Raw genomic sequence first — 15,643 nt, 5'->3', positions numbered from 1 at the left:
GGAGTCCATCGGAAGTTAATGCTTTCCATGCCAGACCACCGGTACTAGACTTTGGGGTTCTCTCTGGGATGGAGCGGCGGATGGATCAGCTGCTGGGATCGGGAACGGAGGTCGGCGGGAAGCGCGCCGACGAACTCGCCGTACTCTATCGCCTGACCGACCGTCTCTACCGCGCACGCACGCAGGCAGACGTCTTCGACGCCGCGCTGGATGCCATCACCGATGCGCTCGGCTGCAGGCGCGCCTCGATCCTCCTGTTCGATGGCGACGGCGTCATGCGGTTTCAGGCATGGCGCGGCCTTTCGGAAGGCTATCGAAAGGCCGTCGACGGCCACACGCCGTGGCGTCCCGGAGACCGGGATCCGGATCCGATCTTCGTACCCGACATTCTTGCGACGGACGAGCCCGACTGGCTCAAGAAGACCATCGAGCAAGAAGGCATAAGGGGGCTGGGCTTCATCCCGCTGGTCTGTCAGGGCGAGGTCATCGGCAAGTTCATGACCTACTACGCTAGGCCACATGTTTTCGGCCACCGGGAAAGCGAGCTCGCCGTGACGATCGCCAGGCAGATCGGCTTCAGCCTGGAGCGCGCGCGGGCGGAGGAGGCGCGTCGCGCGGCCGAGGACGAGCGGAGGGTTTCGGAGGAACGCTTCCGCCTGATGTCGGAAGACGCGCCGGTGATGATCTGGACCAGCGGTCCGGACGGCCACTGCCAGGCCCTGAACCGGATGCTTCGCCATCAATGGAACGTCCGCGAGGAAGACATCGCCGGTTTCGACTGGTCGACAAAGATCCATCCGGAAGACGTCGCACGCATCGGCGCGGAGATGGGCCAGGCCATCGCGGAACGCAGGACGGTCTCCACCAAGGGACGCTATCGTTCCGCGAACGGCGAGTACCAGATCTGGACGACCGAGGCGCGGCCGCACTTCTCCGCCCGCGGCGAGTTCCTCGGTATGATCGGCGTCAATGTCGACGTGACCGAACGCGAGCGCGCCGAGCAGAAGCTGCGCGAGAGCGAGCAGCGCTTCCGCGATCTCGCCGACATCATGCCGCAGCTCGTGTGGACCTCGGACGCCGACGGCCACGTCGAATACTGGAACTCGCGCATCGCGCAGTATACGGCGTCGCACGTCGCACCGGACGGTCGGTATCGCTGGGAGCTGCTGGTCCATCCGGAGGACTACCCCCTCACCGGCAAGGAATGGGAAACGGCCTCGAAGCTGCGCCAGCCCTACCAGATCACCCATCGCCTGAAGATGCGCGACGGCAGCTATCGCTGGCATCTCAGCCGCGCCACCCCGTTGCGCGATGCCAACGGCAACGTCGAGCGCTGGATCGGGACCGCCACCGACGTGCATGACCTGTGGATCGCGGAGGACAGGCTGCGCGAGAGCGAGGAGCGGCGGCGGATCGCCACCGATGCGGCTGGCCTCGGCGTGTTCGAATGGAACGTCGAGGAAGACGTTTCGGTGTGGGCGAACAAACGCATGTTCGAGATATTCGGCCTTCCGGGTGACGGCGCCAATCCCGAGCGGAGCGGCTTCGTCGGACAGTTCCTCGATGCGGAGGACCGGCAGTCGTTCGAGAATGCCGTCGAGGAAGCGGCCTCCCCCGAGGGCGGTTTCAATCTCGTCTGCCAGATCCACCGCGCGGACGATGGGGAGAGGCGCTGGCTCGAGGTCGCAGGTCGGATGGAGTTCAACGCCTCCGGAAAGCCCTCGCGCCTGGTCGGCGTCATCGCCGACATCACCGATCGCAAGCGGGCCGAGAGGCATCGCAAGCTCCTGATCCACGAACTCAATCACCGCGTGAAGAATTCGCTCGCGGTTGTCCAGTCGCTCGCCAAGCAGACTTTCCGGCCGACGGATGGCGAGGACCCGCGCACCGCGATCTTCGACGGGCGGCTATCGGCACTGGCGCAGGCGCACAACCTGCTGACCATCGAGAATTGGGAGAAGGCCGACCTCGTCGATCTCGTGCGCCATTCGCTCGGTGCGCTGGTCGCCGAAGGACGGGCGGTCTGGAGCGGTCCGTCTGTAAAGCTCATGCCCAAGCAGACCGTGACGATGGCCATGGCGCTGCACGAACTCTACACGAACGCGCTGAAATACGGCGCGCTTTCCACCGGCGACGGGAAACTCGACATTACGTGGAGTGCGGATGCTAGCCATCTCAGCTTCACCTGGCAGGAGCGCAATGGACCGCCCGTCGCTCCGCCAACTCGGCGGGGATTCGGTTCGGTGATGATCGACCGGGCTCTGCGGTCCGAACTGGACGCCGAGGTTGCCATGGATTTCCGGCCGGACGGTCTCGTCTGCACCATCGAGGCACCCTTGCCGGTAGCGGAGGAAACCGATTGAGCCACGATCTCGCCGGGAAGCGGATCTTCGTCCTGGAGGACGAAGTCCTCATCGCCATGGAGGCGACGGAAGCGCTCGAGCGTCTCGGCGCGGTGGTGGTCGGTCCCGTCCATCGCCTGGAGAAGGGTCTCGAGATCGCCCGGACGGAGGCGATGGACGCGGCGGTCCTCGACGTCAATCTCGGCGGCAGCTACAGCTACCCGGTCGCCGAAATCCTGCGGCAGCGCGGGATACCGCTCGTCTTCGCGACCGGATACGGCGGCGCGCTCGAAGAGGTCGCCGATGCGTTGGTCATCGACAAGCCATACTCGCGCGAGCAACTGGGCGGCGCACTGGCGAAAGTCCTTTCCGGTGAGGGACCGGCGGAACCGCCAGCAGCGATGGAACCTCCCGGCGACATTTCGGTCTGAACGGCGCTCATCCGCCGTCCGCCCAAGCTCAACCGCTGACGATCTCGTGGAGAAACGGGATGAGGCCATGCCCGCCCACCTCCAGCGTCGCCACTGTCACCGGCAGCCGGAAACGCCGCCGTCCGGCGCTCCCCGGATTGAGATAGAGGACCCCGTCGACCGTCTCGACGCCCGGCTTGTGCGAGTGTCCGGAGATTACGGCGGCGATCCCCTCTTGCGCGGGATCGAGATCCAGCGCCTTTCGGTCGTGCCGGACGAAGATCGAATGCCCCTCGAACGTGATGCGTGCCGTCTCCGGCAACTCCGCCGCCCAGGCCTGCGTGTCGACGTTGCCCCTGATCGCGGTGACCGGAGCGATCCTTTCCAGTTCCGGGAGGATTGCGGGCGAACCGACATCGCCGGCGTGGAGGATGTGATCCACGCCCGCCAGTAGTTCCAGCGCTTGCGGACGCAACAGCCCATGCGTGTCGGAAATGATGCCGATCCTCATCCCTGGCTTCGGCGTCGGTCCGGATCAGTGCCCGGCGACCTTCCGGACGACGGGGAGTTCGCTGCCGTCGATCGTCCTGGCGATCTCCTTCGTCCACGCGCTCGCGGCCGGGATGCGGCTGCGGTCGATGCGGTAGGCAAACTTCTTCGCCACGTCGACGACCTCCGACAGGAGCCCGTCTTCCAGCGTGATCGGATCGAGGCCTAGCGCAAGGAATTTCTCGTTGCGCACGACCAGATCGTTCTCCGCTGCCTCCTTGCGCGGGTTGGGGAGGTTGGCCACCTCGGCGCCGGTGATCCTAGCGACCAGCGCCGCGAGGTCGCGCACGCGGTGCGTCTCGGTCATCTGGTTGAAGATCTCGACCCGGTCTCCCCGCTTCGGCGGATTGGCAAGCGCCAGCTCGATGCAGCGCACCGAATCCTGGATGTGGATGAAGGCGCGCGTCTGTCCGCCGGTGCCGTGGACCGTCAGCGGATAGCCGATCGCCGCCTGGATCAGGAAGCGGTTCAGCACCGTGCCGTAGTCGCCGTCATAGTCGAACCGGTTGACCAGTTGCGGATGCAGCCTCGTCTGGTCGGTGTGCGTGCCCCAGACGATGCCCTGGTGCAGGTCGGTGATCCGCACCCCGTCGTTCTTGGCGTAGAACTGGAACAGCAGCTGATCCAGGCACTTGGTCATGTGGTAGATCGAGCCCGGATTGGCGGGGTAGAGGATCTCCTGGCTGACCTGTTCGCCCGCCGTCGTCTCGATGCCGACCGGCAGGTAGCCCTCGGGAATGGCCGCGCCGACCGTCGAATAGCCGTAGACGCCCATCGTGCCGAGATGGACGAGATGCGCGTCGAGGCCGATCTCGACCATGGCGTTCAGGAGGTTGTGGGTGGCGTTGACGTTGTTGTTGACCGTGTAGTTCTTGTGCCGGTCGCTCTTCATCGAGTAGGGCGCGGCGCGCTGCTCGGCGAAATGCACGATAGCATCCGGCCTGTTGTCCGCCAGCCAGCGCTTCAGTACCTCGTAGTCGCGCGCCAGGTCGATCAGGTGGAAGTGGATGCGCCGCCCGGTCTCCTGCCGCCAGATGCGGGTACGCTCCTGGATGGAGTCCATCGGCGTCAGCGACTGCACGCCGAGTTCGGTGTCGATCCAGCGCCGGCTGAGATTGTCGAGGATATGGACGTCGTATCCCTTGCTCGACAGATGCAGGCAGGTCGGCCATCCGACGAAGCCATCCCCTCCGAGTACCGCTACCGTCGTCATGCGCTGGCTCCTTTCGCCGAAGGTTCTTCGCCCGTCCGCCTCGTCCGGTCGACGCGAATCGAAGATCCGCTCGTCCGCTGCTCCCTTCTACCGGAGAAATGCGACGGAATGGTCACATCGGTTCGCCGGCTTATGGCAGAGCATCGCAACAGCCGTCAGGCCGCGTCAACCTCGACTTCGAGGCCCGTGTCGCCGCGGCTTTCCATGTCGCGGAGCCAGGCAAGCCTTGCACTCGCCGGCCCGCTGCAACAAATAGGGTGACAGATACGCCACGCTCTCGATACGAGGGCCAGAGGAGTTCCGCCATGTCCAGCCAGATTTCCTCGGTGCTGGCCGAACCGGATTCCAGCGACAATCCCATGCCGACGCTGGAGTTCACCTATGCCGGCCTGCCCGAGCGCTTCTACGAGCGCACGCGGCCGACCCCGGTCGCGAAGCCGCGGCTGATCAAGCTTAACCTGGCGCTGGCGGAAAGGCTCGGGCTCAACGCGGATCGCCTGCGCGGCCCCGAAGGCCTGGACGTTCTATCCGGCAGCCGTATCCCCGACGACATGCAAGCGGTCGCGCAGGCCTATGCCGGGCACCAGTTCGGCAATTTCGTGCCGCAGCTCGGCGACGGCCGCGCGCTGCTGCTCGGCGAGGCAGTCGATGCGGACGGCGTGCGCCGCGACCTGCAGCTCAAGGGGTCGGGCCCGACCCGTTTTTCGCGCGGCGGAGACGGGCGAGCCGCTGTCGGCCCGGTGCTGCGCGAATACATCGTCAGCGAGGCCATGCATGCGCTCGGCATTCCCACCACCCGCAGCCTCGCGGCGGTTGCGACCGGCGAGCCGGTCTACCGCGAGCACCGCCTGCCGGGCGCCGTGCTGACGCGCGTCGCGGCGAGCCACATCCGCATCGGCACCTTCCAGTATTTCGCCGCGCGCGGCGACACCGACGGCATCCGCACGCTGGCCGACTATGCCATCAACCGCCATTATCCCGAAGCCGCCGGCGACCAGCCCTATCTGCGCCTGCTCGAATCCGTCATCGCCGCGCAGGCGCGACTGGTGGCTAGATGGATGCTGGTCGGCTTCATCCACGGCGTCATGAACACCGACAACATGACGATCTCGGGCGAGACCATCGACTACGGCCCCTGCGCGTTCATGGACGCGTTCGATCCGAACCAGGTCTTCAGCTCAATTGATCAGAAGGGCCGCTACGCCTTCGCCAACCAACCCAACATCGCGGTGTGGAACCTCGCCCGCTTCGCCGAGACGCTGCTGCCGCTGCTTCACGAGGACCTGGACGAGGCAGTGAAGATCGCGGAAGGCGCGCTGAAGACGTTCAGGCAGCACTACGAACCCATCTTCCACGGTGGTCTGCGCGAAAAACTTGGCCTGGCGACGGAGGAGGATGAGGACGTCCAGCTGATCAGCGACCTCTTCGCGCTGATGGCCAGCCAGAAGACCGACTTCACCCTCACCTTCCGCGGCCTCGGCGGCGAACTGGACGGAAGAGGCGACGGCGCGCGGGCACTGTTTTCCGATCCGGCCGCGTTCGACCAGTGGGCGGAGCGCTGGCATGCGCGCATCGCCCGCGAGCCGCAGCACGATGCCGGACGGCTGGAGCGGATGCGCGCTGCGAACCCCAAATACATCCCGCGCAACCACCGCATCGAGGAGGCGATCCGCGCGGCCGAGGACAGGGGCGATTTCGCGCCCTTCGAGGATCTGGTGGCCGTGCTCGCGAAACCCTTCGACGAGCAGCCGGACATGGCGCGCTACGCCGCGCCGCCGGAAGCGCACGAACAAGTGCTGCGCACCTTCTGCGGCACCTGAGGCGCCGGCTGGCGCCGATTGCCGCTTTGCGCGATGCTGCATCGGCTGTAGGTGTGGCTGCATGGCAGATCCGCGCACTGAACCCGCCGCCAGGCGCAGTTTCCTGATCGGCGGGCATGAAATTCCGGCCCGGCCGCTGGAGCCGGCGCTCTACATCGTCTCGACGCCGATCGGGAACCTCTCCGACATCACCGTGCGCGCGCTGGAGACGCTCGCGGCGGCCGACGTGATCGCCTGCGAGGACACCCGCGTCACCCGCGTGCTGCTCGATCGCTACGGCATCCGCCGCAAGCTCGCAGCCTATCACGAGCACAACGCGGCGAGCGCGGGGCCGCGCCTGCTCGCCGATCTCGCGGAGGGCAAAGCGGTCGCGCTGGTCTCCGATGCAGGCACGCCGCTCGTCTCCGATCCCGGCTACAGGCTGGTCGGGGAGGCCGTGGCCGCCGGCATCCGCGTCGTGCCCATCCCCGGCGCTTCGGCCGTGCTCGCGGCGCTGACGGCCAGCACCTTGCCATCGGACGCCTTCCTCTTCGCCGGCTTCCTGCCGGTGAAGGAAGGCCAGCGCCGCACCCGGCTGGAGGCGCTGAAGACGATGCCGGCCACGCTCGTCTTCTACGAATCCCCGCATCGCCTGCCCGAAAGCCTGGCCGCGATGCGCGATGCCCTCGGCGGGGACCGCGAGGCGGCCATCGCGCGCGAACTGACGAAGACCTTCGAGGAGTTCCGGCGCGGCAGCCTCTCCGAACTCGCGGCGCACTACGCCGAAGCGGGTTCGCCCAAGGGCGAGGTCGTGGTCTGCGTGGCGCCGCCCGGCGAGGAGGAAGCGGCCACGCCGGAAGACCTCGACCGCCTGCTCCTCTCGCTTGCTGCCGAACTGCCCGCCTCCAAGGCCGCGGGAGAGGCGGCGCGGATGACCGGCTCTCCCAAGCAGGACCTTTACCGCAGGCTGCTCGAACTCAAGGACCGCGGCGGTGACGGCTGACGCGCGCGCCAGGCGCTTCCTCGCCTACCGGAAAGGCCACTGGAGCGAGCGCGCCGCGGCCGTCGCCCTGATGGTGAAAGGCTACCGCATCGTCGCGCGCCGCCACCGCACGAAGCTCGGCGAGATCGACCTCATCGCCCGCAAGGGAGACCTCGTCGCCATCGTCGAGGTGAAGGCGCGGCGTACGTTGACGGAAGCGATGGAGGCGATCGGCAGTCAGTCCGAGCGCCGGATCGAGGCGGCGGCCGATCTGTGGCTCGCCCGCCAGCCCGACTACGCCCGTCTCTCCGTCCGCTTCGACATGGTGGCGGTGCTTCCCTGGCGCTGGCCGGTGCATGTCGAGAATGCCTTCCAAGGCCGCTGGTGAGGCTTGCCACCCGGCCTTTGCCGGCTCATTCTGTCGCCTGATGCGGCGAGGCAATTACCAGCGGAGTCATCGAAATGTGCCATCATTGCGTGATCGAAGGCGTCAAGAAGGACATGCTGTCGCGACGGGCCTTCTTCAGGGGAACGGTCGCCGCTGCGGGAGCCGCGGCACTCGGGGCCGCCGCCGCGCCGCAACCGCTCTTTGCCCAGCAGTCGATGCCGACGAAGGCCGAGGATCTGACCCACGAACTCTACGACAAGTTCCCGACCTATTTCGGTGCGCAGCAGCTCTTCTACGACCAGAAGTTCAACCATGCCCAACACACGTTCAACCTCTTCGAGCTCAGGCTGAACGAGCACACCGGAACACATATCGACGCGCCGCTCCACTTCACCGCCGACGGGAAGTCGGTCGCCGAACTGCCGGTCGAGGACCTAGTCGCGCCGCTGGTGGTCGTCGACATCCGCTCGAAGGCCTCCGAGAACGCCGACGCGCAACTGACGCCGGACGACCTGAAGGCATGGACCGACGCGAACGGCGACATCCCTGAAGGCGCGATCGTCGCCATGCTGTCGGGCTGGGGCGATCACGTCGCCACCGACAAGTTCCGCAACGTCGGCGACGACGGCAAGACCATGCATTTCCCCGGCTTCCACGTCGAGGCCGCGCAGGCCCTGATGGAGCAGTCGTCCGTCAAGGCGATCGCCGTCGATACGCTTTCGCTCGACTTCGGCATGTCGCCCGACTTTATCGTCCACAACACCTGGCTGCCGAGCGGCCGCTACGGCATAGAGGGGATCGCCAATCTCGACACGCTGCCGGCGTCCGGTGCGACGATCGTCGTCGGCGCGCCGAAAATCCGCGGCGGCACCGGCGGTCCCGCGCGCATCTTCGCGATGGTCTGAGGCGTTGCAGGTCTGGACAAGGGCCGCGATTTGACGCTTCCATCCTTCCGTTCGCGGTCGGGCCGCGTTCGGGAGGAGACCATGACGTTCGATTACGTGATCGCCGGCGGCGGGTCCGCCGGCGCGACTTTGGCGTCCCGGCTGTCGGAAGACCCCTCGGTCAGCGTCTGCCTGCTGGAAGCCGGGGGGGATGGCCGCGAGCTCCTCATCCGCGTTCCGGTCGGCATTGCCGCCATGCTGCCGGGACGGCCAAGAATCAACAACTGGGCCTTCCAGACCGAGCCGCAGCCGGGGCTTAACGGCCGCCGCGGCTACCAGCCGCGCGGACGTACGCTCGGCGGATCGAGCGCGATCAATGCGATGCTCTACGTCCGGGGACACCCTACCGATTATGACGACTGGGCCCAAGGCGGCTGCGCTGGCTGGTCGTGGAACGACGTGCTTCCCTATTTCCGCAAGGCGGAGGGCAATCAACGCGGCGGAGACCCCCTGCACGGCGCCGACGGTCCGTTGCAAGTCCGCGACCAGGCGAACCCGCGACCCCTGGCGCACGCCTTCATCGAGGCCTGCGCCCAGCACCAGATCCGCCGCAACGACGACTTCAACGGGCCGGAGCAGGAAGGCGCCGGCCTTTATCAGGTCACGCAGTTCCACGACTCCCGCCGCCGCGGAGAACGCTGTTCGGCGGCCGCGGCCTACCTGCACCCGGCCATGCAACGCAAGAACCTGACCGTGGTGACCGGCGCGCATGCGACTCGGATTTCCTTCGACGGCAGGCGTGCCACCGGCGTCCATTATCGCCGCGGCAGAACGGAGCATCTGGCCGAGGCAAGGCGCGAGGTGATCGTCTCGGCGGGCGCCTTCGGCTCGCCGCAACTTCTCATGCTCTCGGGGATAGGAGAGCCGGAGGAACTGCGCGCCCACGGCATCGACGTGCGTCATGCGCTTCCCGGCGTGGGCCGCAACCTCCAGGACCATCTCGATTTCATCCTGTCGTGGAAGACGAAGCACACCGACTGCTTCGGCATCGGCCCCCGGGGCGCGTGGAACCTTGTACGTCATGCCCTGCAATGGCGGCGCGACGGCACGGGAATGCTGTCGTCGCCGATCGCGGAGGCCGGCGCCTTCGTCAGGTCGTCGCCGCAAGCGGAGCGCCCCGACCTGCAGATGCACTTCTGCATCGGCATCGTCGACGACCACACCCGCAAGATCCATCTCGGCTTCGGCTATTCCTGCCACGTCTGCGTCCTGAGGCCGCATTCGCGCGGCACGGTCGGGCTGTCGAGCGCCGATCCGCAAGCGGCGCCGCGCATCGATCCCGCCTTCCTGTCTGACGAGCGCGACGCGGACCTGCTGCTTCGGGGCGCCCGGCTGATGCGCGACATCCTCGCCGCGCCGGCCTTCGCGGCGTACCGGCACAAGGAGATCTATACCGCCGGCATAGAGACCGATGCGGAACTCATGCAGCACATCCGAGCACGCGCCGATACGATCTACCACCCCGTCGGGACCTGCCGGATGGGCAGCGACGAGGGTGCGGTCGTCGATCCGGAACTGCGCGTGCGCGGGTTCGAAGGCCTGCGCGTCGTGGACGCCTCGATCATGCCGACGCTGATCGGCGGCAACACGAACGCGCCGACCATCATGATCGCCGAGAAGGCGGCCGACCTGATCCGCGCGGCCACTTGAGCGGCTTCGCGCTCAGCGTGCGGCTGCAAGTCTGGGATCGGCTGCGAACACTGCGATCGGCAGATCCATGCGCACGGCAGGCCAGTCGCAGAGCGCCTTCGCGCCATGAGCCGAGAGCGCCAGCCGCCAGGTGCTCTTCCGCAAGGGCTCGGGTCGCGCGAAGGCCCTGCAGGTGAGGATCGCGAGATTCGGCCGGCCATCGGGGTCGCGGACCGATGCATAGCGGATGATCTCCACGCCGGCCTCCCGCGCACGATCTGCCAGTGCCAGGCACGCGGAATAGTCGGTCAGGCGCGTCCATGCATCCGCATGTGTTAGGAAGGGCGAGCTCAGGAGATCGATGGATCGGGCGGTCGAGTGCGTTGCCTCGAACGCGGTAAACTCCAGGGGGTTCGCCGGCCAAGGCGTGGCGGGGCTCTCGGCGAAGAAGAGCAAGCGGTAAAAGGCGGTTTCCGCGACCGCCGTCTCGATCTGCTCCGCGGCGTAGTAGACGCCGGGTGAAAAGCCTTCGCGCCGGAAGCGTGAGTTTCCGGGATAACGTCCGTACCTGAAGGGCGTCGAAAGAAGGTAATGAAGCCCCGCACATTCAGGCGGGACCGGTGGCTTGGTGCGTTCGAGTTCGGTCTCGAGCACGGCCTGCTCGTCCAACGTGTCGGTGAGTTTCATGGTCGAGACGCGATGCTGGGCTTCCACCAGCCGCCAACAGGTCCCCTCCAGCGGGACGGCTTCAGAGAGGAGCGCGCCGGGCGTCCAGGTAGCCGAGGACATGCGTCAGCCCGTCTATGGTGCGGATGCGCTCGAGCGGAACGCCACCCAGCGCGTCGTTGCGATTGCGCATCCACGCGCGCGACACCCCGTCGTCGCCGCCGACGATCGCATCCAGAGACCGGTACAGCCGGACGAAGAGCAGCGCGAGTTCGTACGGCTTCCCGGCCAGCCGCGCAGTGCCCGCGTCCTGTTTCAGCCGCGACAGGGTGGCCTCGGAAACACCGATGATCGAGGCAAGATCGCGCCCGCTGACGCCAAGCTTCTCTGCCGCGCGCAAGGTCGCCTTCGCTACCACCGCTTCACGGTGAGGCGCTTCCCTTCTAGGATCTTCCAGAACCATCGATTTCTCCTGAAAGGAAATGTAGTACTGCTTTCAGCAGAAATCAACGCCTGTCGCTGCCTTGCTCTGACGATAGAAGAAGCGGCGCAGGGCGGTCGACACCGCTTTCCTCTCCCCGTCGAGCGAGGGAGAGGTGGCCGCGCGGCGGACGGAGTGGGGGGCGATCTATCTGACCGTCAATCCGATTTCCTGGCCCGCGGCGTCACCCGCATCGGCAGCCCGCCCTCCGGCTGCGTCGTGAGCTTCTGCACCGGCCAGGGCTTGGTTTCCGCCACCGTGTCGAAGCGGAAACGCGACAGGAGGACGCCGAGCGCGATCACCGCCTCCTGCATCGCGAAGCTGGCGCCGATGCAGATGCGCGGACCCGCGCCAAAGGGCAGGTACTGGAAGCGGTCGATCCTGTCGCGGTTTTCCGGCAGGAAGCGCTCCGGCATGAAGGCTTCCGGATTGTCCCACAGCTTGCGGTGCCGGTGCACGGTCCACGGCATCACCTGGATCTGCGCGCCCTTGCGGATGTGCAGGTCCTCGTAGGTCTCGTCCTCGATCGCCTCGCGGCTGATCGAAGCCGCCGGCGGATAGAGCCGCATCGCCTCCTCGAAGGCGGCGCGGGTCACAGGCATGGCGTCCAGCCACTTCACCGGGTCGGGCTCGCGCGCTAGGACCGCGTCGATCTCGGCCTCCACCCTGTCGCGCTCCCACGGAGCTTCGGCCAGGCAATAGAGCGTCCAGCCCAGCGCGCGCGCCGTTGTCTCGTGGCCGGCGCCGATGAAGGTGATGATGTTGTCGGCGATCTCCTCGCGCGACAGGCCCTGCGGGCCTTCGGCCTTGAGCAGCAGGGTCAGGAAATCGTTGGGCGTGCCCTCGGGATCGCGCTCCAGCTTCTCCTTGCGCATCCGCGCCGTGTCGGCCACGAGGCGACGGAAGAAGGCCATGGTGCGGGCGCCGCGGATTCGCGTGAAGCGCGGCAGCCAGTCCGGCGCTCCGAGGAGGTCGAGCGGGTCGACGCGGCCCATGGTCTCGAAGAGATGGTCGACTTGCTTGGCGAAGCTGCCCGGCTCGCCCGCGATCTCGCCGGAAAACAGCGTCTCGGCCAGGATGTCGTAGGTCAGCATCGTCATGTCGCGGGCAACGTCCACCGTGTCGGTCTCGCCCTCGTAGCGCTCTGCAAAGGCTTCCGTCCGGCGCAGCATGGGCGCGGCGAAGCCGTTGATGTGGCGCGGCGTGAAGACCGGCGCCATCGCCTTGCGCGACCGCTTCCACACGTCGCCTTCCGCCGTCAACAGCCCGTCGCGCAGAATCGGCCGCAGGATCTTCTGGCGCACGCGCGCCATCTTGTAGTTCTTCGCGTTGTCCACCAGCACGTGCCGGATCAGGCCCGGATCGTTGGCGATCACCAGTGGCCCGCCAACGCCGGTCGATATCGAGATCCATTTTTCGTTGTAGGAAGGCTCGCCCCACAGTTCGAGCGGGTTGCGGTAGACGATGCGCAGCATCTGCAGCAGCGACGGCGGCTTGGTGCGCGGCTTCGGCGCGGGCGGGACGAAGGGGGCTGGAACGGCGTCCATATGGCGGATCTCCTTGCCTGCGAATATAGGCGCGCGACCGGGGCGCACAAAGCCACGACCGTGCCAATTCGGCGAGGCTGTCCGGCATCTTCGAGAAAGCGCCACAAAGCCGGTGAAAGAAGGGCCGAAACGCCCGCGAAAATTGGAAAAACGACGCGGAAGTCCCTATATCTCATCCATGTTGGGGCGTTGATTCGCAGCCCCTTTCCCGCGCTGCCGCAGCGATCTCAAGACGACAGGTTTTCATGAGCGAAACGACCGTAGAACTTCCCGGCGCACAGGCCGAATACGGCGCGGATTCCATCAAGGTTCTCAAAGGCCTGGACGCCGTGCGCAAACGGCCGGGCATGTATATCGGCGACACCGACGACGGCTCGGGCCTGCACCACATGGTCTACGAGGTGGTCGACAACGCCATCGACGAGGCGCTGGCCGGCCATGCGACCAGGGTGACGGTGACGCTCAACGCGGACGGTTCCTGCACCGTGACCGACAACGGGCGCGGCATCCCGACCGACATGCACACCGAAGGCGTCTCGGCCGCCGAAGTCATCATGACGCAGCTCCACGCCGGCGGAAAGTTCGATCAGAATTCCTACAAGGTTTCCGGCGGCCTGCACGGCGTCGGCGTCTCGGTGGTCAACGCGCTGTCGGTGTGGCTGAAGATGAAGATCCGCCGCAAGGGCAAGATCCACGAGATGTCCTTCACCCACGGCGTCGCCGACGGGCCGCTGGCGGTGACCGGCGAAGCGGGCAGCGAGACCGGCACCGAGATCACATTCATGCCGTCCACGGACACGTTCACGATGGTGGAGTTCGACTTCGGCACGCTGGAACACCGCCTGCGCGAACTCGCCTTCCTGAACTCGGGCGTGAACATCGTCCTGACCGACAGGCGCCACGCCGACCACAAGGAGGTGCCCCTGTTCTACGAGGGCGGGCTTGAGGAGTTCGTCAAGTATCTCGACCGGGCGAAGAAGCCGCTCATTGCCGATCCGATCGCGATCCGCTCAGAGCGCGACGGCATCACGGTCGAGGTCGCCATGTGGTGGAACGACAGCTACCACGAGAACGTGCTGGCCTTCACCAACAACATCCCGCAGCGCGATGGCGGCACGCATCTGGCCGGCTTCCGCGGCGCGCTGACGCGCCAGGTCACCAGCTATGCAGAGCACTCCGGTGCGATCAAGAAGGAAAAGGTATCGCTCACCGGCGACGATTGCCGCGAAGGGCTGACGGCGGTCCTGTCGGTCAAGGTGCCGGACCCGAAATTCTCCTCCCAGACCAAGGACAAGCTTGTCTCGTCCGAGGTGCGGCCGGTCGTCGAGGGCCTCGTCAACGAGGCGCTTGGCACCTGGTTCGAGGAACATCCCGCCGAGGCGAAGGTGCTGATCGGCAAGGTGATCGAGGCGGCCGCGGCGCGCGAGGCGGCGCGCAAGGCGCGCGAGCTCACCCGCCGCAAGGGAGTGCTCGACATCACCTCGCTGCCCGGCAAGCTCGCCGACTGCCAGGAGCGCGATCCTGCCAAGTCCGAGATCTTCATCGTCGAGGGCGATTCGGCCGGCGGCTCGGCCAAGGGTGGGCGCTCGCGCCAGAACCAGGCGATCCTGCCGCTGCGCGGCAAGATCCTCAACGTCGAGCGCGCCCGCTTCGACCGCATGCTGGGCTCCGACATGATCGGCACGCTGATCACCGCGCTCGGCACCTCGATCGGCAAGGACGAATTCAACGCCGACAAGCTGCGCTACCACAAGATCATCATCATGACGGACGCCGACGTCGACGGCGCCCACATCCGCACCCTGCTCCTGACCTTCTTCTTCCGCCAGATGCCGGAGCTGATCGAGCGCGGGCACCTCTATATAGCCCAGCCGCCCCTCTACAAGGTCTCGCGCGGCAAGAGCTCGCAGTACATCAAAGACGAGCCGGCCTTCGAGGAATACCTGATCAATTCGGGCCTGGATGAAGCCTCGCTGGAGCTCGCCTCGGGGGAGGTCCGCGCCGGCCAGGACCTGCGCGCCTTGATCGACGACGCGCTCGCGGTGCGCTCGCTCGTCAATGGACTGCACACGCGCTACAGCCGCGAGGTCGTCGGGCAGGCGGCGATCGCCGGCGCACTGGACCCCGCGATCTTCCTCGACCTCGGACGCGCCAACGAAATGGCCGAGCGGATCGCCGCGCGGCTCGACGCCATCGCGGAGGAGACCGAGCGCGGCTGGACCGGCCGTACCTCCACCTCGAACGAGGGACAGGGCGGCTACGTGCTGGAACGCACCGTGCGCGGCGTGAAGGAGGCAGTCGTGCTCGACATGGGGCTGATCTCGTCAGCCGACGCGCGCGCGCTGCAGCGCTACGCGCCGCGTCTCGGCGAAATCTACGGCGAGTTGCCGACGCTGCGCCGCAGGGACAAGTCGGAGCTGATCACCGGGCCGCTGCACCTGCTCGAAGGCGTCTTCGCCACCGGCCGCAAGGGCCTGTCGATGCAGCGCTACAAGGGGCTCGGCGAAATGAACGCCGAGCAGCTCTGGGAGACGACGCTCGACCCGAACGTCCGCTCCCTGCTCCAGGTCAGAGTGGCGGACGCCACCGACGCCGACTCGCTCTTCTCGCGCCTGATGGGCGACGAAGTCGAGCCGCGCCGCGAGTTCATCCAGGAGAACGCGCTGAGCGTGGCGAACCTGGACATCTGATCC

The 15,643-nt window shown here is 66.7% G+C and carries 13 protein-coding genes; 8 read left to right on the top strand and 5 right to left on the bottom strand.

Annotated elements, in window-relative coordinates; translation table 11 throughout:
• Positions 1 to 80: 80 nt before the first annotated feature.
• Both ABGN05_RS19250 and ABGN05_RS19245 read left to right on the top strand, forming a co-directional pair.
• Positions 81 to 2,363 (top strand): PAS domain S-box protein, encoded by a 2,283-nt coding sequence (locus tag ABGN05_RS19250; protein ID WP_367955658.1) that lies wholly within the window; start codon positions 81 to 83, stop codon positions 2,361 to 2,363.
• Positions 2,360 to 2,773: a response regulator gene (locus ABGN05_RS19245; protein ID WP_367955657.1), complete on the top strand. Its 414-nt coding sequence runs from the start codon at positions 2,360 to 2,362 to the stop codon at positions 2,771 to 2,773. Before ABGN05_RS19250 ends, ABGN05_RS19245 begins: the two co-directional genes overlap by 4 nt.
• Before the next feature lie 28 nt (positions 2,774 to 2,801).
• Here the strand turns inward: ABGN05_RS19245 and ABGN05_RS19240 are convergent, their stop codons facing one another.
• Positions 2,802 to 3,263 carry a metallophosphoesterase family protein gene (locus ABGN05_RS19240; RefSeq protein ID WP_367955656.1) on the bottom strand — a complete coding sequence of 154 codons (462 nt, stop codon included), beginning with the start codon at positions 3,261 to 3,263 and terminating at the stop codon, positions 2,802 to 2,804.
• 24 nt (positions 3,264 to 3,287) lie between these two features.
• Positions 3,288 to 4,514 carry an NAD-dependent epimerase/dehydratase family protein gene (locus tag ABGN05_RS19235; RefSeq protein ID WP_367955655.1) on the bottom strand — a complete coding sequence of 409 codons (1,227 nt, stop codon included), beginning with the start codon at positions 4,512 to 4,514 and terminating at the stop codon, positions 3,288 to 3,290.
• 359 nt (positions 4,515 to 4,873) lie between these two features.
• Between ABGN05_RS19235 and ABGN05_RS19230 the strand changes: the two genes are divergently transcribed.
• The 5 genes from ABGN05_RS19230 (at position 4,874) to ABGN05_RS19210 (ending at position 10,277) form a co-directional block, all read left to right on the top strand.
• On the top strand, positions 4,874 to 6,334 hold the full coding sequence (locus ABGN05_RS19230) for a protein adenylyltransferase SelO family protein (protein WP_367955891.1): 1,461 nt from the start codon (positions 4,874 to 4,876) through the stop codon (positions 6,332 to 6,334).
• Positions 6,335 to 6,395: 61 nt separating this feature from the next.
• On the top strand, positions 6,396 to 7,316 hold the full coding sequence (gene rsmI, locus ABGN05_RS19225; RefSeq protein WP_367955654.1) for a 16S rRNA (cytidine(1402)-2'-O)-methyltransferase: 921 nt from the start codon (positions 6,396 to 6,398) through the stop codon (positions 7,314 to 7,316).
• On the top strand, positions 7,306 to 7,683 hold the full coding sequence (locus tag ABGN05_RS19220; RefSeq protein WP_367955653.1) for a YraN family protein: 378 nt from the start codon (positions 7,306 to 7,308) through the stop codon (positions 7,681 to 7,683). Before rsmI ends, ABGN05_RS19220 begins: the two co-directional genes overlap by 11 nt.
• 74 nt (positions 7,684 to 7,757) lie before the next feature.
• Complete coding sequence (locus tag ABGN05_RS19215) at positions 7,758 to 8,588, top strand: cyclase family protein (protein WP_367955652.1); 831 nt, start codon at positions 7,758 to 7,760, stop codon at positions 8,586 to 8,588.
• 81 nt (positions 8,589 to 8,669) lie between these two features.
• On the top strand, positions 8,670 to 10,277 hold the full coding sequence (locus ABGN05_RS19210) for a GMC family oxidoreductase (RefSeq protein ID WP_367955651.1): 1,608 nt from the start codon (positions 8,670 to 8,672) through the stop codon (positions 10,275 to 10,277).
• Between the two features lie 12 nt (positions 10,278 to 10,289).
• Here the strand turns inward: ABGN05_RS19210 and ABGN05_RS19205 are convergent, their stop codons facing one another.
• The 3 genes from ABGN05_RS19205 to ABGN05_RS19195 form a co-directional block, all read right to left on the bottom strand.
• Positions 10,290 to 11,045, bottom strand: a complete 756-nt coding sequence (locus ABGN05_RS19205) for an RES family NAD+ phosphorylase (RefSeq protein WP_367955650.1) — start codon at positions 11,043 to 11,045, stop codon at positions 10,290 to 10,292.
• Complete coding sequence (locus tag ABGN05_RS19200) at positions 11,005 to 11,385, bottom strand: antitoxin Xre/MbcA/ParS toxin-binding domain-containing protein (protein WP_367955649.1); 381 nt, start codon at positions 11,383 to 11,385, stop codon at positions 11,005 to 11,007. Before ABGN05_RS19200 ends, ABGN05_RS19205 begins: the two co-directional genes overlap by 41 nt.
• Before the next feature lie 176 nt (positions 11,386 to 11,561).
• Positions 11,562 to 12,950, bottom strand: coding sequence for a cytochrome P450 (locus tag ABGN05_RS19195; protein ID WP_367955648.1), 1,389 nt, complete (start codon positions 12,948 to 12,950; stop codon positions 11,562 to 11,564).
• Positions 12,951 to 13,195: 245 nt separating this feature from the next.
• Here ABGN05_RS19195 and gyrB point away from each other — a divergent pair, with 245 nt between their 5' ends.
• Positions 13,196 to 15,640, top strand: a complete 2,445-nt coding sequence (gene gyrB, locus ABGN05_RS19190) for a DNA topoisomerase (ATP-hydrolyzing) subunit B (protein WP_367955647.1) — start codon at positions 13,196 to 13,198, stop codon at positions 15,638 to 15,640.
• The last annotated feature ends 3 nt before the right edge of the window (positions 15,641 to 15,643 follow it).

This window comes from Aquibium pacificum (assembly GCF_040839445.1).
Lineage (GTDB): Bacteria > Pseudomonadota > Alphaproteobacteria > Rhizobiales > Rhizobiaceae > Aquibium > Aquibium pacificus.
This window is presented reverse-complemented; position numbering and strand designations above follow the sequence as displayed.

Bases quoted from the DNA above. Each gene is read 5' to 3' on its own strand.
- ABGN05_RS19250 (WP_367955658.1), top strand. From the start codon at position 81: ATGGATCAGCTGCTGGGATCGGGAACGGAGGTCGGCGGGAAGCGCGCC.
- ABGN05_RS19240 (WP_367955656.1), bottom strand. From the start codon at position 3,263: ATGAGGATCGGCATCATTTCCGACACGCATGGGCTGTTGCGTCCGCAA.
- ABGN05_RS19235 (WP_367955655.1), bottom strand. From the start codon at position 4,514: ATGACGACGGTAGCGGTACTCGGAGGGGATGGCTTCGTCGGATGGCCG.
- ABGN05_RS19230 (WP_367955891.1), top strand. From the start codon at position 4,874: ATGCCGACGCTGGAGTTCACCTATGCCGGCCTGCCCGAGCGCTTCTAC.
- rsmI (WP_367955654.1), top strand. From the start codon at position 6,396: ATGGCAGATCCGCGCACTGAACCCGCCGCCAGGCGCAGTTTCCTGATC.
- ABGN05_RS19215 (WP_367955652.1), top strand. From the start codon at position 7,758: ATGTGCCATCATTGCGTGATCGAAGGCGTCAAGAAGGACATGCTGTCG.
- ABGN05_RS19210 (WP_367955651.1), top strand. From the start codon at position 8,670: ATGACGTTCGATTACGTGATCGCCGGCGGCGGGTCCGCCGGCGCGACT.
- ABGN05_RS19205 (WP_367955650.1), bottom strand. From the start codon at position 11,045: ATGTCCTCGGCTACCTGGACGCCCGGCGCGCTCCTCTCTGAAGCCGTC.
- ABGN05_RS19200 (WP_367955649.1), bottom strand. From the start codon at position 11,385: ATGGTTCTGGAAGATCCTAGAAGGGAAGCGCCTCACCGTGAAGCGGTG.
- ABGN05_RS19195 (WP_367955648.1), bottom strand. From the start codon at position 12,950: ATGGACGCCGTTCCAGCCCCCTTCGTCCCGCCCGCGCCGAAGCCGCGC.
- gyrB (WP_367955647.1), top strand. From the start codon at position 13,196: ATGAGCGAAACGACCGTAGAACTTCCCGGCGCACAGGCCGAATACGGC.